This is a genomic window from Streptomyces albipurpureus, from assembly GCF_023701525.1.
GTDB lineage: Bacteria > Actinomycetota > Actinomycetes > Streptomycetales > Streptomycetaceae > Streptomyces > Streptomyces albipurpureus.
The window spans coordinates 122,395-144,528 of sequence record NZ_JAMQAW010000040.1 but is presented as its reverse complement, the minus strand read 5'-3'; the positions used below and the strand labels follow the sequence as shown (position 1 = coordinate 144,528).

The window sequence follows — 22,134 nt, the reverse complement described above, 5'->3', positions numbered from 1 at the left end:
GCGAAACCCACACCACACCAACCCACCCTGACCAGCTAACCAACCACCCCCACACAACGGGGGAACCTCAAGGACACCCAACACGGGAGCCCCCACCCCAAGACCCAAACCCCGCCCCCAGGCCCCCCGCCAAGGGGCTACCCTCAGCCCGTCCGGTGTGACAAGAACTGTGTCGCCGCCAGTTCCCCGTACAGCGGATCCCCCGCCACCAACTCCGCGTGCGTCCCCACGGCGCGCACCTTCCCCGCGTCCATCACCACGATCCGGTCCGCCAGTGTCACCGTGGACAGCCGGTGTGCCACCACCAGCACGGTCACCTCTTTGGAGACCTCGGCCACCACGTCCCGCAGCGCCATCTCGTTCACCGCGTCCAGTTGCGAGGTCGCCTCGTCCATCAGTAGCAGCCTGGGTTTGCGCAGGAGTGCCCTGGCGATGGCGACCCGTTGGCGCTCCCCGCCGGAGAGCTTGGAGCCGCGGTGTCCGACCACGGTGTTGAGCCCGTCGGGTAGTCGCTCCACCAGGGTGTCAAGGCGGGCCTTCACCAGTACCTCGGTGATCTGTTCGTCCGTGGCATCGGGCGCGGCGAACACCAGGTTCTCGCGGAGGGTGCCCGCGAGTACGGGGGCGTCCTGTTCCACGTAACCCATGGCGGCGCGGAGTTCGGCCAGCGGCCAGCCGCGTACGTCCTTGCCGTCCACCAGGACACGTCCGCCCGTTGCCTCGTAGAAACGTTCGATCAGGGCGAAGACGGTCGTCTTGCCGGCGCCTGAGGGGCCGACGAAGGCCGTCATTCCGGCGCCGGGTATCTGGAAGGAGACGCCCTGGTGCACTGGAGGGAGATCGTCCCGGTAACTGAAGGTGACCTCTTCGAACGCTACCGAAGCGGGGGAAGGGGGCTGCGCCGATGGTCGTTCGTCCGTGGTGAGCTCTTCCGTCTGCAGGCGTTCGGCCTCCACGATGCGCGCGATGGCCGCCGATCCCTGCTGGTACTGCGTGGCGGCTTCCACCATCCGGGAGACCGGGTCGATCAAGTAGAAGAGGAAGAGCAGAAACGCCACCAGGGTGGAGATCGAGATCGCTCCGGATGCCACCCGCGCTCCGCCGATGCCCAGCACCGCGAGGAAGGAGACCTGCACCGCGAGCCCTACCGAAGACCAGGCGACGGATTGCCATTTGGCGGAGCGGACGCCGTGCCGCCAGGCCTCGGTCGCCGCCGCGGCGACGACCGCTGTCTCCCGCTCTTCCGCACCCGATGCCTTGACCGTGCGGAAGGCTCCGAAGGCTCGTTCCAGCACGGTGGAGATCTCGGCGACGGCCTCCTGTGCCCGCTGGGTGGATCGGGCGATCTTGGGCATGACCACGGCGACACAGCTGCCGATCAGCACGATCACCCCGAGGGTGACGCCGAGGAGGACGGGGTCCATCACGGCCATCAGCACGATGGTGGCGACGAAAGCGAGCCCACCCGTCGCGGCTGAGACGATCGATTGGGTGGTCACCGCGCGCAGCAGGGTGGTGTCGGAGGTTACGCGGGACATCAGATCGCCCGGCTGGGTCCGATCCATCTCCGTCAGCCGCAGCCGCAGCAGCCGTCCGATCAGGGATCGGCGGGCGGCGAGCACCACGGACTCGGCGGTGCGTTCCAGGATGTACGCGCCCACCGCCTCGATCGCGGTGCCGACGAGCACCAGAGCGGTGAGGAGAATCAGTACCCCGGTGATGGACTGATCCTCACCGAGCCGGTCGACGAGGGACTTGGCCGCGAGTGGCTGGGCCAGCCCGGCGACGGTGCCCACCAGGGCGAGGGACGCTCCGAGGGCAACGGTCCAGCGGTGCGGTCGGAAGTGCGCGTAGAGCGCCCGCCAGGTCTCCCGTGCGGGGAGTCGAGGGGGTGGCTGATCACTCGTTCCGGTGGAATCCATACCGGAGCGGGTGGCTCTGGTAGTGCTGAGAGGGTCTTCGGCGGTGGGTTTCGGGGTGGGTTCTGCGGTGGTCACTTCCCAGAAGACGCAGAATGCGGGGCGCTGCCTGACGAGCGCCCCGCATCAGTCGCCCCGATGGCAAGCTCAGCCGCGTACGCCACAGAGATGCAGTAGCGCGGCAATGCGTCGGTAGGGCTCCGTCCGGCCCGCACGGTCCTCGGCGGCAAGCAGCCGCTCCAGCTCGGCGGGGGCCGGAACCCCGGTGTCGGCTCCCCATTCGGTGAAGACCTGGACGCCGTACCAGGTGTGCAGTGGCGCGGCGATCCCCGCCAGTGCGGCGGTCAGTGCCTGGAGGCGGTCCGCGCGCTCGATGACTCCGCGTCGATCGGTCCAGGAGTCCGCGTCGAAGGCGGTGAGTGCCCCGTCCCAGTCCCCGGTCAGCCCGGGTGCCATGGCGAGCGCGTCCGCGTTCCGCACCAGGAGGGAGAGCAGTCCACCGGGGGCCAGCATGCGGGCGAGGCCGGCGAGCATCGCGTCCGGGTCCTGCTCGGACATCAGTACTCCGTGGCAGAGCACCACATCGAAGCTTCCCGGAAGGAAGTGGACCCCGGTCTCTCGGCAGTCGCCCTCGATCAGGCGGACCCGCTCGCGGATTCCGGCGGGTTCGCCGGCCAGGGACTCCTGAGCAGACCGCAGCAGCCCCGCGTCCGACTCCAGGCCGGTGATGGTGTGCCCTGCCCTGGCCAGACGCAGCGCCTGGGCTCCGCTGCCCATGCCGACGTCGAGTATCCGCAGTCGCTGTCCCACGGGGTAGCGGGCGGCTATCTGCTCATCGAGCTGCCGGGCCACCAGTTCGAGGCGGACCCGCTCACGCAGTCCACCTCGTAGAGCCGGTGCGTCCGGTACTTCCCCGATGTCTCTCGCGTCCGGCTGACCGGGCACGACTGCCGGGACTTCGGGGGCCTGGCTGGTCAGGGTCGCTCTCCGCGCTTGACCTGCGGCTTCGGCAGACGCAGTCGACGGAGCTGAAGCGTGCGCATCAGACCGTAGGCGACCGCACCGCGCTTGGGCTCGTCTGGGTAGCGCTCCCTGAGCTGCTTCTTGAGCCGGATGGAGAGCCCGATCGAGTCCACCACGATCATCACGATGACGCCCAGCCAGACCAGCAGTGCGATGTTCTGCATCTGACGGTTCTGGATCAGGCTCAGTACGAGGATCAGGACGGCGATCGGCAGGAAGAACTCGGCGACGCAGAACCGGGAGTCCACGAAGTCGCGGACGAAGCGGCGCACCGGGCCCTTGTCACGCGCTGGCAGGTACCGCTCGTCACCGCTGGCGAGAGCTTCCCGCTGGCGGGCCAGGTCGGCACGGCGAGCCTCGCGCGCACGCTTCATGCCCTCCTTGCGGTTCGCCGGTGCGCTGGAGGCACGGCGGCGCTGACTCTGGGCCTCACTGCGCTTAGGCGTGGGGCGGCCCTTGGGGGCCTCGGGACTGCGAGGCTGCTTGGAGAGGTCCGCCGTCACCTGATCGGTGGGGGCCTTCTCTGTCTTGGCGCGGCTACGGAACACAAAACCCAAGGGTACGGGGTGGCACGCATGGACCCAACGCCGGAGGGGAACGATCCGGCAACACCAGGCATCCATGGGGTACAGAAGGGGCAGAGCACTCATTTCGCGGAGTTCCATCCGGTGGGCCCGAGGTTTCCCCTACGGCCATCTACTCCTTGCGCTGGATCGGAAGCTGTACGCAGTCGTCCTTGGGGATGAGCGCATCCGTGCTCGAACAGTGCGGTAATGGATGCAAGGCCCGTACTGTGGGTTCTGTTGAAGTGCTGGAGCTGGAGTCCGTCAGAAGGGGGCGCGCGAAGCCCATGAGCGGTGTCATGAAGCGTATGGGGATGATCTTCCGCGCGAAGGCGAATAAGGCCCTTGATCGGGCCGAAGACCCGCGCGAAACTCTGGATTACTCGTATCAGAAGCAGTTGGAGCTGCTGCAGAAGGTGCGTCGAGGTGTCGCCGATGTGGCCACCTCCCGCAAGCGCCTCGAACTGCAGGTGAATCAGCTTCAGGGGCAGTCCACCAAGCTGGAGGACCAGGGCCGCAAGGCGCTGGCGCTCGGTCGCGAGGATCTGGCGCGCGAGGCGCTGTCCCGCCGTGCCGCCCTGCAGCAGCAGGTCAGTGACCTGGAAGTACAGCACCAGACCCTCCAGGGTGAGGAGGAGAAGCTCACCCTGGCGGCCCAGCGCCTCCAGGCCAAGGTCGACGCCTTCCGCACCAAGAAGGAGACGATCAAGGCCACCTACACCGCCGCGCAGGCGCAGACCCGCATCGGTGAGGCGTTCTCCGGGATTTCGGAGGAGATGGGCGACGTCGGCCTGGCCATTCAGCGAGCCGAGGACAAGACGGCTCAGCTCCAGGCGAGGGCCGGGGCCATCGACGAGCTGCTTGCCTCCGGAGCGCTGGATGACCCGTCCGGGATGGCGAAGGACGACATCGCCGCCGAGCTGGACCGCATCTCCGGTGGTACGGATGTAGAGCTGGAGCTCCAGCGGATGAAGGCCGAGCTGGCGGGTGGCAGTAGCTCATCGCAGCAGGCGCTGGAGGGCGGCAAGGGAGCTCCGAAGGACGCTCCTGGCCAGCAGAACACCAACAGGCCCAACTTCGACAAGAACTGACAGGGAAACCAGGGCTGAGCGGTACTGAACGGCACTTCCAGGTGTCGACAGGCGTCGCCCAGCGCAAGCAACGCCGACTCACTGCCCAGCACTAGCCCCGGCACTTCGACCAGTAGGGACTCGTCATGATCGTACGGATCATGGGGGAGGGTCAGGTGAAGTTGGCCGACGCCCACTTCACCGAACTGAACAAGCTCGACGATGAGCTGCTCGCCGAGATGGAGCGGGGTGACGGTCCCGGTTTCCGCCGGACCCTCGCCGCGCTTCTCACACGGGTGCGCTCGCTCGGTGAGCCTCTCCCGGATGATGCTCTGGAACCATCGGAGCTGATCCTCCCGGGTCCGGACGCGACCTTGGAGGACGTACGGGCCATGCTCGGCGACGACGGACTGATCCCCGGACTCCCTGGCTGAACCCGACCTTCCAGCCACCCGCCCCGGATCAGCGACCTCCAGCCGGCTCCATCCGGGGCGGACCGGCTGCCAGGCCCCTGTGCGAGGGGCTTCAGCGGCGGCCCCAGCCTCCGTGAGCGGGTCCGTCACAGCGGATCGCGATGTGGCACCTTCCTCGGCGTGCCTCACCGAGTGACTCTCGGCGCCACGAGTGCCGTACCCGCCCATCAGGGCACGCCGTAACGTTTGCCGACGTGACCTCACTCGCCTCCGGTTTCGCCCGCACCCAGCGCTGGCTCCGCGAGCACCCGTTGGCCCTCGATGGTTCCTTGGCCGCGATGGTGCTGATCTGCATGGTCATCGGCTCCTTCGCCGAGCCCTACGGCGAACACGGCCCCCAGTTCGGCGCGCGTACCCCCGAAGTGCGCAGTGTGCTGCTGATGACGCTGGTGGCGGCCGCTCTGGTCTTCCGTCGCAGCAGACCGATGGGGGTCCTGGTCTTCACCGGAGTGCTCGCCGTCATCGAACTGATCGCCGGTGATCCCGCTGCTCCGGTGGTGATGGCCGCGGTGATCGCCCTCTACACCGTCGGCTCCCGCACCGACCGACCCACGACCTGGCGGGTGGGTGCGCTGGCGATGACCGTGCTCACCGGCACCGCCATGTTCTTCGGCTCGACGCCCTGGTACACGCAGGAGAACGTGGGCATCTTCGCCTGGACCGGAATGGCGGCCGCGGCCGGCGACGCGGTGCGCAGCCGGCGGGCGTTCATCCACGCGATCAGGGAACGTGCCGAACGCGCCGAACGAACCCGTGAGGAGGAGGCCCGCCGTCGGGTCGCGGAGGAACGACTGCGGATCGCCCGCGACCTCCACGATGTGGTCGCCCACCACATCGCCCTGGTCAATGTGCAGGCGGGGGTTGCCGCACATGTCATGGACAAACGCCCTGACCAGGCAAAAGAAGCCCTGGCGCATGTCCGTGAGGCCAGCCGTTCGGCACTCAACGAGCTGCGTGCGACGGTCGGGCTGCTGCGTCAGTCCGGCGATCCCGAAGCCCCCACCGAACCCGCTCCCGGCCTCGATGTCCTCGATGAACTGGTGATCACCTTCCGGCAGGCGGGCCTGCCGGTCGAGGTGGCACGCGCCGACGACGGCATCCGCCCACCCGCTGCGGTCGATCTCGCGGCCTACCGCATCATCCAGGAGGCACTGACCAATGTGCAGAAGCACGCGGGCCAGTCGGCCAGGGCCGAGGTCAGTGTGATCCGGGTCGGATTCACGCTGGAGGTCACCGTCCTCGACAACGGCATCGCTCCTGATCTGCGCCGTACCGCTCCCGGCGACCCCCCACCGGCCGGACCGCCCCACCCACGCCCCCACGACCACGCGCCCGCAGGCGGCGGTCACGGTCTGCTCGGCATGCGCGAACGGGTCACCGCACTCGGTGGCCGGCTCAGCGCCGGCCCCCGTTACGGAGGCGGCTTCCGGGTTCAGGCGATACTTCCCCTCAAGGCTCGCACGGGGGAGGACAGATGACGATCAGGGTGCTGCTCGCCGACGACCAAGCACTGCTTCGCAGCGCATTTCGGGTGCTGGTGGACTCGGAGCCCGACATGGAGGTGGTCGGCGAGGCCGCCGACGGCGCGGAGGCCGTTGCCCTCGCCGCCTCCACGCGTGCCGATGTGGTGCTGATGGACATCCGGATGCCCGGTACGGACGGGCTCGCCGCCACCCGCATGATCAGCGCCGATCCCACCCTGGACCATGTGCGCGTGGTCATGCTGACGACCTTCGAAGTGGATGAGTACGTCGTCCAGTCGCTACGGGCAGGCGCCTCGGGCTTCCTCGGCAAGGGCGCGGAACCCGATGAGCTGCTGAGCGCCATCCGGATCGCGGCGGCGGGCGAAGCGCTGCTCTCGCCGGTCGCGACCAAGGGCCTGATCGCCAAGTTCCTCGCCCAGGGCGATATGGACACCCCCGAGTCCGAGACCTACTCCGAACGACTGGGCGCGCTCACCAGCCGGGAACGCGAGGTGCTGGTCCTGGTCGCCGGTGGCCACACCAACGACGAGATCGCCGAACGCCTCCAAGTGAGCCCGCTCACTGTCAAGACCCATGTGAATCGGGCGATGGCCAAGTTGGGTGCCCGCGATCGGGCCCAACTGGTGGTCACGGCCTATGAGTCCGGACTGGTCCGTCCAAGGGTGGAGTGAGCGGACCCGTCTGCGTACTCCAGCTGCGGTATGCGGCAGATAAACAAACTGGACCTGGGGCCGACAGTCTGACCATTCTTATGGCTGATCGTATAAGCGGGACTGTGAATGTGCGGGCTGTGCCTCAAGTGCCTCCGGCTGTCGAGTCCCCGTGCTCCATGCCTGCCGCGTAGCCACAGAAGAGAGTCCCCATGTCCTGGCTGTCCAAGTTCAGCCTGAAGCAACGCGCCCTGGTCGGGCTGATGGCGATCGTGGCGATCGTCTTCGGCGCGATCGCCATACCTCAGCTGAAACAGCAGCTGCTGCCCTCCATCGAACTGCCGATGGTGTCGGTGCTCGCGCCCTATGAGGGTGCGTCCCCCGACGTGGTCGAGAAGCAGGTCGTGGAGCCGCTCGAAAGCTCCCTGGAGATGGTCGACGGCATCAAGGGCATCACCTCCACGGCGAGCGAGGGCAACGCCGTGATCATGGCCAGCTTTGAATACGGGGACGGCACCAAGCAGCTCGTCGCCGATGTGCAGCAGGCGGTGAACCGCGCCCGGTCCCAGCTCCCCGACAATGTCGACCCGCAGGTCGTCGCCGGCTCGACGGACGACATCCCCACCGTCGTGCTCGCGGTCACATCCGACAAGGACCAGCAGGCGCTCGCCGATCAGCTGGAGCGCACCGTCGTCCCCGCGCTGGAAGACATCGACGGCGTGGGCCAGGTCTCCATCGACGGCGTGCAGGACCTTCAGGTCTCCGTCACACCCGATGAGAAGAAGCTCGCCGCAGCAGGCCTGAACAGCGCGGTTCTCGCCGAGGCCCTACGTGCCGGGGGCAGCACCGTGCCCGCCGGTTCCTTCAGTGAGGACGGCAAGAGCCGTACGGTCCAGGTCGGCGGCGGATTCACCAGCATCCAGCAGATCCAGGAACTGAGGATCACCCCGGCACCGCCCGCCAAGGGCAAGCCCGTACGGCTCGCCGACATCGCCACCATCGAGCAGACACCGTCCACCGCGGTCTCCCTCACCCGGACCAACGGCAAGCCCAGCCTGGCCGTCCTCGCCACCATGGACAACGACGGCAGCGCCGTCGCCATCTCCGATGCGGTCCAGGAGAAGCTGCCCGAGCTGCGCAAGGACCTCGGCTCCGGGGCCGAGCTGTCCGTGGTCTCCGACCAGGGACCCGCGGTCTCCAAGGCGATCTCCGGACTCACCACCGAAGGTGCCCTGGGGCTGCTCTTCGCAGTGATCATCATCCTGGTCTTCCTCGCCTCGCTGCGCTCCACCCTGGTCACCGCGGTCTCCATCCCGCTTTCCGTGGTGCTTGCGCTGATCGTGCTGTGGACCCGGGACCTCTCCCTCAACATGCTCACCCTGGGCGCGCTCACCATCGCCATCGGCCGGGTCGTCGATGACTCGATCGTCGTCCTGGAGAACATCAAGCGGCACCTCAGCTACGGCGAGGAGCGCGAGAGCGCCATCGTCAACGCGGTCAAGGAGGTCGCCGGAGCGGTCACCGCCTCGACACTGACGACCGTCGCCGTGTTCCTGCCGATCGGTCTGGTCGGTGGCATGGTCGGCGAGCTGTTCGGCTCGTTCTCGCTCACCGTCACCGCGGCGCTGCTCGCTTCGCTGCTGGTCTCGCTCACCGTCGTACCCGTGCTGTCGTTCTGGTTCCTGCGGGCCCCCAAGGAGGTCCGTGGTCTGGGAGCCGACGAGGCCCGTCGCATCGCCGAGGAGAAGGAGGGCCGCAGCCGGCTTCAGCGCATCTACGTCCCGGTCCTGCGCTTCGCCACCCGCCGCCGGCTCACCAGCATCGGCATCGCGGTCGTCGTCCTGTTCGCCACCTTCGGTATGGGTGGACTGCTGAAGACCAACTTCTTCGACCAGGGCGAGCAGGAGGTCATGTCGATCAAGCAGGAGCTGCCGCCCGGTACCAGCCTGGAGGCATCCGACGCCGCCGCGAAGAAGGTCGAGCAGGTACTCTCCGGAGTCGATGAGCTGAAGAACTACCAGGTCACAGTCGGCTCCTCCGGCTTTATGGCCGCCTTCGGCGGTGGTACGGGCGCCAATCAGGCCTCGTACCAGATGACCTTGAAGAACGCCGGTGACTACGACAAGGTCCGCGACCGCATCGACGCGGAACTCGCCAAGCTCGAAGGCGTCGGCGATACGACGATCGCCGCCGGTGACGGCTTCGGCAGCCAGGACCTGAGCGTGGTCGTCAAGGCCGCCAACCCGGACACGCTGAAGACGGCCGCCGAGGCGGTGCGCAAGGAGATCGCCGGGCTCGACGACGTCACCGACGTCCAGAGCGACCTGGCGCAGTCCGTCCCCCGGATCTCCGTGAAGGCGAACGCCAAGGCCGCCGAGGCGGGCTTCAACGAGGCCACGCTCGGTATGGCGGTCGCCCAGGCCGTCCGCGGCACCCCCTCGGGCAAGGCCATCATCGGTGACACCGAGCGCGATGTGCTGATCACCTCGGCCAAGCCCGCCAGGACCCTCGCCGAGCTCCAGAACCTGCCGCTCGGTGCGGTCAAGCTCGGCGCCATCGCCGATGTGAAGTTGGTGCCGGGCCCGGTTTCCATGACCCGGATCGACGGCTCCCGGGCCGCGACCGTCACCGCCAAGCCGACGGGCGACAACACCGGCGCGGTCAGCGCGGAGCTCCAGACCAAGCTGAACTCCCTCGATCTACCCGAGGGCGCCACCGCCGCCATCGGCGGGGTCTCCGAGGACCAGGACGAGGCGTTCGCTTCGCTGCTGCTGGCGATGTTCGCCGCGATCGCGATCGTCTTCATGCTGCTGGTCGCCGCCTTCCGGTCGCTGATCCAGCCGCTGATCCTGCTGGTCTCCATCCCGTTCGCGGCCACCGGGGCCATCGGACTGCTGCTCATCACGGGTACGCCGTTGGGCGTCCCGGCGATGATCGGAATGCTGATGCTGATCGGCATCGTGGTCACCAACGCGATCGTGCTGATCGACCTGATCAACCAGTACCGCGCCCGAGGGTTCGCAGTGGTCGAGGCGGTCATCGAGGGCGGTCGACACCGACTCCGCCCGATCCTGATGACCGCACTGGCAACGATCTTCGCCCTGCTGCCGATGGCGCTCGGCGTCACCGGTGAGGGCGGCTTCATCGCCAAGCCGCTGGCCATCGTGGTGATCGGCGGTCTGCTCACCTCCACGCTGCTTACGCTGCTGCTGGTGCCGACGCTGTACGCGATGGTCGAGCTGCGCAAGGAGCGCCGGGCCGCGAAGAAGGCCGCCAAACGGGCCGAGAAGTCGGGCGAACCGCTCGCAGCGCAGGACGCGGAGAGCGAGGAGCCGACCACGGTGAACGCCTGACCACGATCATGGTGAAAGCCTGACCACACCGCTCCTCCACAGCCCACCCGATCATGGCCCGCAAGGCCGGACCGGGTGGGCTGTGGCTTGGCGCTGGTCCCTCCGCGGTTTCCGGGTTCCCAGGCCCTGAGCAGCCGCTCGCACCCCCGTGCCGTCAGTCCTGTCCTCCCTCGGGCACAGCTGTGAACGGCCGGGGAGTACGGCCGGAGCAGCACAGTGCCCTGGCCGTACCGGACGGCCAGGGCACCCATGTCCCCCGCGCTGACCGGGGAGACTCCTACCCTCCTAGGGAAGAGCCAGCATCCGCTCCAGCGCGAGCTTGGCGAAGCTCTCGGTCTCGCTGTCGACCTGGATCTGATTGACGAGGTTGCCCTCGGCCAGCGATTCCAGCGCCCAGACCAGATGCGGTAGATCGATGCGGTTCATCGTCGAACAGAAGCAGACCGTGCGGTCGAGGAAGACGACTTCCTTGTCCGGGTGAGCCTGCGCGACCCGGCGGACCAGGTTCAGTTCGGTGCCGATCGCCCACTTGGAGCCGGCCGGAGCTGCGTCGAGCACCTTGATGATGTACTCGGTCGAACCGACGTAGTCAGCCGCCGTCACCACCTCGTGCTTGCACTCGGGGTGCACCAGGACGTTGACGCCCGGAATCCGCTCCCGTACGTCCCGTACCGAATCGATCGAGAACCGGCCGTGCACCGAGCAGTGCCCGCGCCACAGGATCATCTTCGCGGCGCGCAACTGCTCGACGGTCAGTCCGCCGTTCGGCTTGTGCGGGTTGTAGAGGACGCAGTCGTCGAGGGACATGCCCAGGTCCCGGACGGCGGTGTTGCGACCCAGGTGCTGGTCGGGCAGGAAGAGCACCTGCTCACCCTGTTCAAAGGCCCAGTCCAGGGCTTTCTTGGCATTGGACGAGGTACAGATGGTGCCGCCGTGCTTGCCGGTGAACGCCTTGATGTCCGCCGAGGAGTTCATATAGGAGACGGGGACGACCCGTTCGGCTATCCCGGCGTCGGTCAGAACGTCCCAGCACTCGGCGACCTGCTCGGCCGTCGCCATATCGGCCATCGAGCAGCCGGCCGCGAGGTCGGGGAGGACCACCTTCTGGTCGGCGGAGGTCAGGATGTCCGCGGACTCGGCCATGAAGTGCACACCGCAGAAGACGATGTACTCCGCATCGGGCCGGGCCGCGGCCTCACGCGCCAGCTTGAAGGAGTCACCCGTGACATCGGCGAACTGGATGACCTCATCGCGCTGATAGTGGTGGCCGAGGACAAAGACCCTCTCGCCCAGCTTCTCCTTGGCCGCGCGGGCGCGCTCCACCAGATCCGGGTCGGACGGGGATGGCAGATCGCCCGGGCACTCCACACCGCGCTCGCTCCTGGGGTCGGCCTCACGGCCGAGCAGCAGTAGGGCCAGCGGGGTCGGCTGCACATCGAGCGACTCCGTACGGGGTTGGGCGGTGGTCACCACACACACCCTTTCTTTCTCTGCACAGACCTTTTCGTCTATTTGACGTTATCCATCATATCCGCTTCATGTCACTTTGACGATGGCCATAGCGTCGATGTGACGCACCCCGCTACCTCGGCCGATACCCGCTCTTGGCGTGGTGTGCGAGCATGAAGACAGAACGCAGAACACCAAAGAAAGCCCTGGGCGCGGAATGAATCCGCGACCCGGCCGGTTTGAACCGTCTGCAAGCAGTCTCCGTACTTCCCCTGCCTCTGGCGGGGAGACCCCATCCCGGGAGTGATGAAGCAGATGTCCGTATCGGACGAGACCACCATCGTGAGCGACGGCATCCTCCTGTCCGAAGCCGCCGCGGCCAAGGTCAAGGCCCTGCTGGACCAAGAAGGCCGGGAAGACTTGGCGCTGCGTGTCGCCGTTCAGCCCGGCGGCTGCTCGGGCCTGCGCTATCAGCTCTTCTTCGATGAGCGCTCGCTCGACGGCGACGTCATCAAGGACTTCGACGGAGTCAAGGTCGTGACCGACCGGATGAGCGCCCCCTACCTCGGCGGCGCCTCCATCGACTTTGTCGACACCATCGAGAAGCAGGGCTTCACCATCGACAACCCGAACGCCTCGGGTTCCTGCGCCTGTGGCGACTCCTTCAACTAAATCGCTCCCCCAGCACATGCCACTGGCGGCGGTCCTCCCGGGACCGCCGCCAGTGGCATGTGCTCTCGTATCACTCAGCCGGACGAACCGGCCCGCTTGACCGCCTGGCCCGACTCCGCGTCCAGCACCACCCGATCACCCAACGGCCGCTCCAAGGTGACCGTCTCGGTCTGCTGCTTGGCCAGCAGGATGCACACCTTCTTCGGGTCCGGAGCGGACGTGACGATGCGGACCTTCACCGCACTGCCGCTCTGGGTGGCAGTCGCCCGGTAGTCCGAGCACACCCCACCCCAGAACGTCACGGTCAGCGTCCGTCCCTCCACCGTGTACGACTCGATGCGTTGACCCGGCCGCGGCACAGCCGGATCGGAAACAGGACCGGTCGGCTTGATCTTCTTCGGCGGCTTGGGCGCCTTCGGCGGCTTGGTCGGCTGCGCGGGGCCGGTGGTCCCCGCCTTCTGGAGGAACTCCGGCTCCACCGCTGTGTGGGCCACGGTCAGCGCGCCAGCACCGCCGCTCTGATCCACCCGGAACAACCAGGACGGCACCAGGGCCTGTCGGCCGGCCACCGACTGCGCCGAGAGCGCGAAGACGGCTCCGCTGACCTTCTTGCGCTCGGGAGTGACCGTGTCACACGGCTGGGCAGCCTTCTGCTCACCCTCCAGCGGTACGGGGGTGGCACAGGCCGTCGGACCACACGGGACGTCCTTGGCCGGCGCGTCGACGCCCGGCCCGGCCGGAGGACAGTCGGCGGCACCCGCCGCGGTACCGCCCTGATTGAGCCGATCCAGTGCCTCCTGCGCGGAGAGCACCGGATACTCCTCGCCCTTCACCGGCTTCTTCAGATGTCCGCCGCCACCGACCACTTGACCGTCCGCACCGATCTCGACACCGGTCGTCCAGCCGTACGTCGGCAGACCACCGACCACCGGCTCGGCGTTCACCACCCGTACCGCACCGCGCAACTGCCGCGCATCCACCCGCGCGTCGCCCTGCCCCAGGGCCTGCAGAACCGGTACGGCGGCCTTCTTCGCCGCCGTCTCACTCACCGGCGTACCGACCGCGTCCGGGGCATCCTGCTTCCAGCAGCTGTCGCCCTTGACGCAGTTGTCACCCTTCGGGGCACTTCCGTACGCGCTGAAGGTCCAGGTCCCCGGCGCCTTCTGATCGACGCGCAGCAACGGCCCCGAACCATCGGCGCCGGGACCGATCGTCCACGCCGCACCGGAAAGCCGAGGAGTGCCCGACACACCGAGGGCCGCCGCGAGTCGGGCCACCTCGCCCTTACCGACCGAGCCGCTCGGCAGATGCACCGCGGCCCGCTCCGGCCCCGCCGGGAGCGAACCGGCACTCCTGTAGACGACGCCCGAGGGAGCGGGCTCACCCGGTGCGAAACCAGCCGGGTGGTCAGGGTCGACCGAAAGCCGTGGAGGCGGGTTCCCCTTCCTGCCGGATTCCGCCCTCGCGGAACCCGCGGAATCCCTGTCTTCCCCGCCGTCGAATCCGGCGGTTGCGAAATAGGTTCCGCCACCACCGGCGATCAGCATCACCGCCGCTGCCGACGCGATGAGCGGGGCACGCCGACGGCGCACACTGTGGTCGCTGTTCTCGGTGCTGCTCACCGCATCGCTCCTTGGCCTCATACCAACCCACGCCGCGTGGATACGTATGGGACGGAGCGAGAGCCCGGACGGTTCCCCTTCAGCTCGGCGCGGTCACCGACCGTACTCAGGCATCGAGTCCACCAGCCTGGCCGAGGCGCTGGACACCACCACACCATGGATGCGGGACGGCGACACCCGTACGGGCACGGCCGCGGCGGGCACCACCCAGTGCGGGGCCATCCGTACGCAGTCACCGCGCAGCTGGGCGAGGGTGAATTCGGCGTCGCGTCCGGTGGAACCGGTGTGCTTTGTCATATCCGCACCGTACGCACCATGGCGAGAGAGAAAAAAGGCCTACTATTGGGTAGTTCTCGCCTTACGGGCAAGGCCCCCGCACCGGGTAGCGTTAAGCGTCAACGCCCCCCTGCCACAGGAGCGCATCGCCGTGCGAATCGCAGTCACCGGCTCCATCGCAACCGACCACCTCATGACGTTCCCCGGTCGTTTCGCCGACCAGTTGGTCGCAGACCAGTTGCACACGGTCTCCCTCTCTTTCCTGGTCGACAGCCTGAATGTGCGACGGGGTGGTGTCGCGGCCAACATCTGCTTCGGCATGGGCCAACTCGGCACAGCGCCCGTGCTCGTCGGGGCGGCCGGCGCCGACTTCGACGAGTACCGCGCCTGGCTGGATCGCCATGGAGTCGACACCGATTCCGTACGGATCTCCGAGGTCCTGCACACCGCCCGTTTCGTCTGCACCACGGACGCGGACCACAACCAGATCGGCTCCTTCTACACCGGGGCGATGAGCGAGGCCCGTCTGATCGAGCTCAAGTCCGTCGCCGATCGCGTCGGCGGACTCGACCTGGTGTCGATCGGTGCGGACGACCCCGAGGCCATGCTGCGACACACCGAGGAGTGCCGCTCCCGCGACATCCCCTTCGCGGCGGACTTCTCCCAGCAGATCGCCCGTATGAGGGGCGATGAGATCCGGATACTGCTGGACGGCGCCACCTATCTCTTCTCCAACGAGTACGAGAAGGGGCTGATCGAGTCCAAGACCGGCTGGAGCGACGAGGAGATCCTCTCCCGCGTCGGCCACCGGATCACCACCCTCGGCGCCCGTGGCGTACGCATCGAGCGCACGGGCCATGAGCCCATCGAGGTCGGCTGCCCGGACGAAGACGCCAAGGTCGACCCCACCGGTGTCGGGGACGCGTTCCGCGCCGGCTTCCTGTCGGGCCTCTCCTGGGGAGTGAGCCTGGAGCGGGCCGCCCAGGTGGGCTGCATGCTGGCCACCCTGGTGATCGAAACCCTCGGCACCCAGGAGTACACCCTGCGCCGAGCCCACTTCATGGACCGCTTCACCAAGACCTACGGCGACGAAGCGGGAACCGAGGTCAAGGGGTACCTGGCCTAGGGGGTCCCTTGGCGGGGCCTGAGCAGGGGGGCCTATGCAGGGGGCCTGGTGCCTGGGGCGGGCGCTCCCGCTTTCGGTGTCCTCACCGAGGGTGGGGGTTGGCTGTGGCTCGGGTCTTGAGGCCTTGGGCTCAGCGTGCTCGTACTGGGTGTCCTCACCGGGGGTGGGGGTTCCGTCCTCAAGCGCCGGACAGGCTGAAGGCGCCCTCTGGGCGGGGTGCTCGCTTCGGCGGGGGGTGCTTGTGGCCGGGGCGCGGGGGTCTTGGGCTCGACGCCCCCGTGTTGGGTGTCCTCACCGGGGGTGGGGGTTCCGTCCTCAAGCGCCGGACAGGCTGAAGGCGCCCTCTGGGCGGGGTGCTCGCTCCGACGAGGGATACCCGTGGCCGAGGCACGGGGGTCTTGGGCTCGACGCCCCCGTGTCGGGTGTCCTCACCCGGGGTGGAGGGTTCCGTCCTCAAGCGCCGGACAGGCTGAGGTGGGTCGCCGTGGGGGTGCTTGTCTTGGTGGGGGCTGCGCGAGGCGGGGGTTTTGGGTTTCCTGTCGTGAGGGTCTTGCTCCTTTTGGGGTTGGGGGGTGCTATCGGGGGTGACTCCTCAGCGTCGACGGCCTGAAGCTCCTTTGATCCGGCATGCGGGTCTTGCCGTCGATCGCTTCCGGGGACACCCCCTGCGCGCCCCCACGCCCAAGCCCGGTTCCTCTTGCCCCTGGGGTCCCTGACTCCTGGGGGTTCTCTGTGTCCCCACGCTTGAGCCTGGTCCGTCTGGCTCCGGGGCCCTTTCCGCCCATTGGATCTGCGGGAAGGGATAGCCCGTGCACGTTGGCCAAGCTCGGTCACCCTCGCCCTGGGAGCTCTTGTTCCCTGTCACCTTTTACCGGGAGAGATGCCAATAGGAGCTGGGGCGCTCTTGCCGCTGTGACGAGGCGAGCGCTAGTTGGGGGTTTCTCCCTGGTCTCCGACGGGTTCCTGCACCGCCACGAGGACTCAAGCTCCATCCGAGTCACCGTTCATCCACTCAGGGCCCCCACACGTACGGACGCACCCTGTCCAGGGCCCTGGAGGGCACACGGTCCCCATGAGCGAACATGCGCCTCAGGGCGGGGATGCAGGTTTCGGATGGGGGCGCGCAGGGGGTGTCCCCGGAAGCGATCGACGGCAAGGCAGCCCTGTCGGCTCGGAGTCGCTCCGGGCCGTCGACGCTGAGGAGTCACCCCCGATAGCACCCCCAACCCCAACAGAAGCAAGTGCCTTGACCCGGGCAACCCAAGACCCGCACTCCGGGCGACCTCAGCATTCGGAAGCGCCGCCGGAGGCGCACCTCAGCCTGTCCGGCGTTTGAGGTCGGAACCTTCCACCCCGGGTGAGGGCAATGAAGGCGGGGATGGTGTGCCCAGGTGCTCAAGACCCGCACTCCGGGCGACCTCAGCATCCGGAAGCCCCCGCCGGAGGCGCACCTCAGCCTGTCCGGCGTTTGAGGACGGAACCCTCCACCCCGGGTGAGGATCACAAACGCGGGGGCGCCGAGCCCAAGAACCCGAGGCCCCCGGCACAGGCCCCCCGCCAAGGGGACCCCCGGAGCGAGCTCACTGCACCCTCCGCACCAAGTACCCCGACCCCTCGCCCAGAGGCTCCTCCCCGAGGAACTCCTGCCCCCGCATCGCGCACCACGCAGGGATGTCCAGCCGGGCCGCCGCGTCGTCGGAGAGCACCCGTACCACCCCTCCGATCCTTACGTTCCCGATCACCTTCGCGAGCTCGATCACGGGGATCGGGCAGAGCTTCCCCAGCGCATCCACCACCAGGGCGTCCGCTTCGCCGCTGGTCTGGGTGGGCGTCGGTGCGCCCAGGCGTTCTCGTACGGAGGAGACCACTCCGGGCAGGACTTCCAGGAAGTGCTCCACATCGGCAGGGGCGGTGCCCGTTGGTAGGGAGAGGCGGATGTTGCCCTCGCTGAGGACTCCCATGGCCCGGAGCACATGGCTGGGAGTCAGCGTGCTCGATGTGCAGGATGAGCCGGATGAGACCGAGAAGCCTGCTCGGTCCAGTTCATGGAGAAGGGTCTCCCCATCGACATAGAGACAGGAGAACGTCACCAGATGGGGGAGCCGGTGCACGGGGTCGCCCACGACCTCCACATCGGGTACCAGTTCCGGGACGCGCGTACGGATGCGATCCACCAGGGCTCGCAGACGTACCGACTCCTGGGCGGCCTCCGCCCGTACGGCTCGCAGGGAGGCGGCGGCGGCCACGATCGCGGGGAGGTTCTCAAAGCCGGGGGAGCGGCCCGATTCCCGTTCGTCTGCCGGGCCTTGCGGGGCGAATCGGACACCTTTGCGTACGGCGAGTAGCCCCACCCCGGCCGGGCCGCCCCACTTGTGGGCGCTCGCGGTGAGGAGGGACCAGCCCCCGGGGGTCGGTCCCCAGCCCAGGGACTGCGCCGCGTCGACCAGGAGGGGTACGCCGGCGGTACGGCAGGCCGTCGCCACCTCGGCCACCGGTTGTTCCGTGCCCACCTCGTGGTTGGCGGACTGGAGGCAGGCGAGCGCGGTGTCCGCGCTGAGCTCCGCTACGAAGTCGTCGGCCGCCACCCGTCCGGAGCGATCGACCGGGACGGTGACGGCGGAGTCGCCCGCGCCGTGGAGTACCGAGGAGTGCTCTACCGCCGAGACGACCACGCGGTTGCCCGTGCGCCGCCGCCCCGCGAGTGCCCCGGCGATCCCGAGGTGGACCGCGTGGGTTCCCGATGGGGTGAAGGTCAGCTCGTCCGGGCGGCATCCGACCGCCTCGGCGGCTGCCTCCCGCGCCGCGTCGAGGAGCAGTCGTGCTCGACGGCCCTCGCGGTAGAGCCGGGCGGGATCGGCCCAGCCCTCGTCCAGGGAGGCTTGGAGGGCCTGTCGCGCAATCGGGTGCAAAGGGGCGGAGGAAGCCGCGTCGAAGTAGGGCACCCGGTCACGCTAACTCCCCGGCTCGGGTCACCCCCAAGGTCTGGAGGTGCGTCAGATCACCCTCGGAGAGCGGCACTCAACGGCGACGGGACGATTCGGACTCCGGCCCTCCGGCGTCGATTCCGGTGCTGGCCTCCGCATGTGAATCCGACTCTTGATTCCCTAGTCATTCCGACGGAAAACCGCGCGATATGCAGGGGGATTCCACCCCTTCGGGGAGTCGGACGGCGCGTTGGGCACCCTCCCCGCGCGACCCCAAATAGCGTCCAGTAGGGTTTGGTCCGCATAAACATCCAAACCCCTGCCCGCGTCAGGGCCGGCGACCGACCAGCGAGACGGCCGCATCCCGTCGCGCGGGCCGAGACTCTCGGGAAGGCGCTACGTGAGTCCCAACGGCTCCGACCGCTCGTCGCGGCGCCCGATGCGGCGGAAGCTGCCGCAGGTGCTGACTGCGGGCCTAATTCTGGCGACCGCTACCGGTTGTACATACGAGGATTTCCCCCGCCTCGGTATGCCTACTCCGGTCACGGAAGAAGCGCCGATCATTCTCTCCCTCTGGCAGGGCTCGTGGGCGGCAGCGCTCATCACGGGCGTGCTGGTGTGGGGGCTGATCGTGTGGAGTGTGATCTTCCACAGGCGCAGCCGCACCAAGGTAGAGGTGCCTCCGCAGACCCGGTACAACATGCCGATCGAGGCCCTGTACACGGTGGTCCCGCTCATCGTCGTTTCGGTGCTCTTCTACTTCACCGCACGTGACGAGTCCAAGCTTCTCTCCCTCTCGGACAAGCCCGCCCACACGATCAACGTGGTCGGCTACCAGTGGAGCTGGGGCTTCAACTACATCGAGGACGTGGATGGCTCCAAGGGCGACGCTAAGACAGCGAAGAACCTGAAGGCAGTTCCGGACAAGTACCGCAAGGACTTCCCGGCCAACGCCGGTGGCGTCTACGACGCCGGCATCCCCGGTACGCGGAACCCGCAGACCGGCAACCCCGGCCCCACGCTGTGGCTGCCCAAGGGCGAGAAGGTCCGCTTCGTGCTGACCTCCCGCGATGTCATCCACTCGTTCTGGGTCGTCCCCTTCCTCTTCAAGCAGGATGTGATCCCGGGACACACCAACGTCTTCGAAGTCACCCCCACCAAGGAAGGCACCTTCCTGGGCAAGTGCGCCGAGCTGTGTGGAGTCGACCACTCCCGGATGCTCTTCAACGTGAAGGTCGTCTCCCCTGAGCGTTACCAGCAGCACCTGAAGGAGCTGGCCGAGAAGGGGCAGACCGGCTACATCCCGTCGGGCATCGAGCAGACCACCCCGGCCAAAAACTCGGAGAAGAAGCAACTGTGAGCATCCTCAACGAAGCTCAGGGTGCCGCTGCAGCTGACGACTCGTACGAGAACGAGCTGCCGGTACGGCGCAAGCAGCCCGGCAATGTGGTGGTGAAGTGGCTGACCACCACTGACCACAAGACCATTGGCACGCTCTACCTGGTCACGTCGTTCGTCTTCTTCTGCATCGGTGGCTTGATGGCGCTCTTCATGCGCGCCGAGCTGGCCCGTCCGGGTACGCAGATCATGTCGAACGAGCAGTTCAACCAGGCGTTCACGATGCACGGCACGATCATGCTGCTGATGTTCGCGACGCCGCTGTTCGCCGGATTCGCGAACTGGATCATGCCGCTCCAGATCGGTGCTCCCGATGTGGCGTTCCCACGGCTGAACATGTTCGCCTACTGGCTCTACCTGTTCGGCTCGATCATCGCGGTGGCCGGCTTCCTCACCCCCCAGGGTGCGGCCGACTTCGGCTGGTTCGCCTACTCCCCGCTGTCGGACGCGGTCCGCTCACCGGGTGTCGGCGCCGATATGTGGATCATGGGTCTGGCCTTCTCCGGATTCGGCACGATCCTCGGCTCGGTCAACTTCATCACCACGATCATCTGCATGCGTGCCCCCGGCATGACCATGTTCCGGATGCCGATCTTCGTCTGGAACGTGCTGCTGACCGGTGTGCTGGTCCTGCTCGCCTTCCCCGTCCTCGCCGCCGCGCTCTTCGCGCTGGAGGCGGATCGGAAGTTCGGCGCACATATCTTTGACTCGGCCAACGGCGGCGCACTGCTGTGGCAACACCTCTTCTGGTTCTTCGGCCATCCAGAGGTGTACATCATCGCCCTACCGTTCTTCGGCATCGTCTCCGAGATCATTCCGGTCTTCAGCCGGAAGCCCATGTTCGGTTACATGGGCCTGGTCAGCGCGACGATCGCCATCGCCGGTCTGTCGGTGACGGTGTGGGCCCACCACATGTACGTCACCGGCGGTGTGCTCCTACCGTTCTTCTCCTTCATGACGTTCCTGATCGCGGTACCGACCGGGGTGAAGTTCTTCAACTGGATCGGCACCATGTGGAAGGGATCGTTGTCCTTCGAGACACCGATGCTCTGGACGATCGGCTTCCTGGTCACCTTCACCTTCGGTGGTCTGACCGGTGTCATCCTGGCGTCGCCCCCGATGGACTTCCATGTCTCCGACTCGTACTTCGTCGTCGCGCACTTCCACTACGTCGTCTTCGGCACCGTGGTCTTCGCGATGTTCGCCGGTTTCCACTTCTGGTGGCCGAAGTTCACGGGCAAGATGCTCGACGAGCGGCTTGGAAAGATCACTTTCTGGACACTGTTCATCGGTTTCCACGGAACGTTCCTGGTGCAGCACTGGCTGGGTGCAGAAGGTATGCCGCGGCGTTATGCGGACTATCTCGACGCCGATGGTTTCACCGCATTGAACACAATCTCCACGATCAGCTCGTTTGTGCTCGGTGCGTCGGTTCTTCCGTTTATCTACAACGTCTGGAAGACGTCCAAGTACGGAAAGAAGATCGAGGTCGACGATCCGTGGGGCTATGGACGCTCGCTGGAATGGGCGACTTCCTGCCCGCCGCCGCGGCATAACTTCCTCACGCTTCCGCGCATCCGTTCCGAATCCCCGGCCTTCGATCTGCACCACCCTGAGATCTCGGTAGTCGACCAGCTCGAAAACCGCGGTGAGATCGACAAGGCCATCACCGATGGAAGGGGGGCCACCAAGTGAAGATCCAGGGAAAGATGTTCCTCTGGCTGAGCGTCTTCATCCTCGCCGTGGCCATCCTCTACGGCGTGTGGTCGAAGGAGCCTGCCGGTACCACGGCACTCTTCCTGGCCTTCGGCCTGAGCATCATGATCGGCTACTACTTGGCCTTCACGGCCAAGCGAGTGGACGCCATGGCCCAGGACGACAAGGAAGCCGACGTCGCGGACGAGGCCGGCGAGGTGGGGTTCTTCGCCCCGCACAGCTGGCAGCCGCTCTCGCTGGCCATCGGTGGAGCGCTTGCGTTCCTCGGTGTGGCGGTCGGTTGGTGGCTGCTCTACTTCTCGGTTCCGATCATCCTCATCGGTCTCTTCGGCTGGGTGTTCGAGTACTACCGCGGTGAGAACCAGAACCAGTAACACCGCAGCAGCGCAGTAAGGCCGGGCCCGGCTTCCCCGCAC

17 protein-coding genes are annotated in these 22,134 nt (G+C 67.3%); 10 read left to right on the top strand and 7 right to left on the bottom strand.

Annotated elements, in window-relative coordinates; translation table 11 throughout:
* Positions 1–143: 143 nt before the first annotated feature.
* The 3 genes from NBG84_RS30155 to NBG84_RS30145 all read right to left on the bottom strand — a co-directional run bounded on the left by NBG84_RS30155 (position 144) and on the right by NBG84_RS30145 (position 3,490).
* Entirely contained in the window at positions 144–1,922 is a 1,779-nt protein-coding gene (locus tag NBG84_RS30155; protein ID WP_250922817.1) for an ABC transporter ATP-binding protein, read from the bottom strand.
* 144 nt (positions 1,923–2,066) lie between these two features.
* Positions 2,067–2,771 carry a class I SAM-dependent methyltransferase gene (locus tag NBG84_RS30150; protein ID WP_425608731.1) on the bottom strand — a complete coding sequence of 235 codons (705 nt, stop codon included), beginning with the start codon at positions 2,769–2,771 and terminating at the stop codon, positions 2,067–2,069.
* A gap of 122 nt (positions 2,772–2,893) precedes the next feature.
* The gene (locus NBG84_RS30145) at positions 2,894–3,490 is read right to left on the bottom strand and encodes a DUF3043 domain-containing protein (RefSeq protein ID WP_250922816.1); all 597 of its coding nucleotides are present in this window, start codon (positions 3,488–3,490) and stop codon (positions 2,894–2,896) included.
* A gap of 302 nt (positions 3,491–3,792) precedes the next feature.
* Between NBG84_RS30145 and NBG84_RS30140 the strand changes: the two genes are divergently transcribed.
* The 5 genes from NBG84_RS30140 (at position 3,793) to NBG84_RS30120 (ending at position 10,535) form a co-directional block, all read left to right on the top strand.
* On the top strand, positions 3,793–4,596 hold the full coding sequence (locus tag NBG84_RS30140; protein WP_250922815.1) for a PspA/IM30 family protein: 804 nt from the start codon (positions 3,793–3,795) through the stop codon (positions 4,594–4,596).
* A gap of 125 nt (positions 4,597–4,721) precedes the next feature.
* Positions 4,722–5,009 carry a PspA-associated protein PspAA gene (gene pspAA / locus NBG84_RS30135; RefSeq protein ID WP_250922814.1) on the top strand — a complete coding sequence of 96 codons (288 nt, stop codon included), beginning with the start codon at positions 4,722–4,724 and terminating at the stop codon, positions 5,007–5,009.
* A gap of 233 nt (positions 5,010–5,242) precedes the next feature.
* The gene (locus NBG84_RS30130; protein WP_250922813.1) at positions 5,243–6,526 is read left to right on the top strand and encodes a sensor histidine kinase; all 1,284 of its coding nucleotides are present in this window, start codon (positions 5,243–5,245) and stop codon (positions 6,524–6,526) included.
* A complete protein-coding gene (locus NBG84_RS30125) occupies positions 6,523–7,203 on the top strand; it encodes a response regulator (RefSeq protein WP_250922812.1) in 681 nt (226 codons plus the stop codon). The genes NBG84_RS30130 and NBG84_RS30125 overlap by 4 nt, the downstream gene beginning before the upstream one ends.
* A gap of 191 nt (positions 7,204–7,394) precedes the next feature.
* Positions 7,395–10,535, top strand: coding sequence for an efflux RND transporter permease subunit (locus tag NBG84_RS30120; protein WP_250922811.1), 3,141 nt, complete (start codon positions 7,395–7,397; stop codon positions 10,533–10,535).
* A 285-nt stretch (positions 10,536–10,820) separates the two neighbouring features.
* Here NBG84_RS30120 and nadA read toward each other — a convergent pair whose 3' ends face one another.
* Positions 10,821–12,005 (bottom strand): quinolinate synthase NadA, encoded by a 1,185-nt coding sequence (gene nadA, locus NBG84_RS30115; RefSeq protein WP_250922810.1) that lies wholly within the window; start codon positions 12,003–12,005, stop codon positions 10,821–10,823.
* Between the two features lie 294 nt (positions 12,006–12,299).
* Here nadA and NBG84_RS30110 point away from each other — a divergent pair, with 294 nt between their 5' ends.
* Positions 12,300–12,656: a HesB/IscA family protein gene (locus tag NBG84_RS30110; RefSeq protein WP_250922828.1), complete on the top strand. Its 357-nt coding sequence runs from the start codon at positions 12,300–12,302 to the stop codon at positions 12,654–12,656.
* Between the two features lie 74 nt (positions 12,657–12,730).
* On the opposite strand, the gene NBG84_RS30105 is transcribed toward NBG84_RS30110, so the two are convergent.
* Positions 12,731–14,278, bottom strand: a complete 1,548-nt coding sequence (locus NBG84_RS30105) for a hypothetical protein (protein ID WP_308312136.1) — start codon at positions 14,276–14,278, stop codon at positions 12,731–12,733.
* A gap of 93 nt (positions 14,279–14,371) precedes the next feature.
* The gene (locus tag NBG84_RS30100; protein ID WP_250922808.1) at positions 14,372–14,575 is read right to left on the bottom strand and encodes a hypothetical protein; all 204 of its coding nucleotides are present in this window, start codon (positions 14,573–14,575) and stop codon (positions 14,372–14,374) included.
* Between the two features lie 130 nt (positions 14,576–14,705).
* Here NBG84_RS30100 and NBG84_RS30095 point away from each other — a divergent pair, with 130 nt between their 5' ends.
* Positions 14,706–15,680: a carbohydrate kinase family protein gene (locus NBG84_RS30095; RefSeq protein WP_250922807.1), complete on the top strand. Its 975-nt coding sequence runs from the start codon at positions 14,706–14,708 to the stop codon at positions 15,678–15,680.
* Positions 15,681–17,260: 1,580 nt separating this feature from the next.
* Here the strand turns inward: NBG84_RS30095 and NBG84_RS30090 are convergent.
* Positions 17,261–18,622, bottom strand: a complete 1,362-nt coding sequence (locus NBG84_RS30090; RefSeq protein WP_250922806.1) for a cysteine desulfurase/sulfurtransferase TusA family protein — start codon at positions 18,620–18,622, stop codon at positions 17,261–17,263.
* Between the two features lie 382 nt (positions 18,623–19,004).
* Between NBG84_RS30090 and ctaC the strand changes: the two genes are divergently transcribed.
* From ctaC to NBG84_RS30075, 3 genes are read left to right on the top strand one after another with little or no spacing between them, the layout of a single operon-like run.
* Complete coding sequence (gene ctaC, locus NBG84_RS30085; RefSeq protein WP_250922805.1) at positions 19,005–19,964, top strand: aa3-type cytochrome oxidase subunit II; 960 nt, start codon at positions 19,005–19,007, stop codon at positions 19,962–19,964.
* On the top strand, positions 19,961–21,697 hold the full coding sequence (gene ctaD / locus NBG84_RS30080; protein ID WP_250922804.1) for an aa3-type cytochrome oxidase subunit I: 1,737 nt from the start codon (positions 19,961–19,963) through the stop codon (positions 21,695–21,697). Before ctaC ends, ctaD begins: the two co-directional genes overlap by 4 nt.
* Positions 21,694–22,092, top strand: coding sequence for a cytochrome c oxidase subunit 4 (locus NBG84_RS30075; RefSeq protein ID WP_250922803.1), 399 nt, complete (start codon positions 21,694–21,696; stop codon positions 22,090–22,092). Before ctaD ends, NBG84_RS30075 begins: the two co-directional genes overlap by 4 nt.
* Positions 22,093–22,134: the final 42 nt, after the last annotated feature.